Origin of the sequence: Microbispora sp. CL1-1 (genome assembly GCF_012034195.1) — a bacterium.
Lineage (GTDB): Bacteria > Actinomycetota > Actinomycetes > Streptosporangiales > Streptosporangiaceae > Microbispora.
This window is the reverse complement of the sequence record NZ_JAATEK010000220.1, coordinates 1-338: the sequence shown is the minus strand read 5'-3', so window position 1 is coordinate 338 and position 338 is coordinate 1. Positions and strand designations below refer to the sequence as shown.

Here is a 338-nt window from a genome sequence, read left to right as displayed (position 1 = left end):
GGACGCGCTGATCGCCCTGCTGGAGCAGAAGATCGCCGCCGAGCTCCTCGTCGTAGTCAGCGCCGAATCCCTCCCCACCGACCCCGAAACCACCGACCCCACCGACGACAACCCATACCCCGCCGACCCGGCCACCCAAGACACCGCCGACCCGGCCACCCAAGACACCGCCGACCCGGCCACCGACGACGACGTCAGCGACCACTTCGCAGACCTCGGCGACAGCACCCCCAGCGACTACGCCCTCGACACCACCGGGACCACTGACGAGCCGGGCCAGGCCGACGACACCACCGACCACGCCGAAGACACGCGGGATGCCGGGGGCTTCGAGGAAG

1 protein-coding gene is annotated in these 338 nt (G+C 70.7%); it reads left to right on the top strand.

Annotation, left to right across the window (positions count from 1 at the left end; all coding sequences use genetic code 11):
- The coding region (locus HCK04_RS40705; RefSeq protein ID WP_205831304.1) for a hypothetical protein at nucleotides 1-338 on the top strand (338 nt) is incomplete at both ends.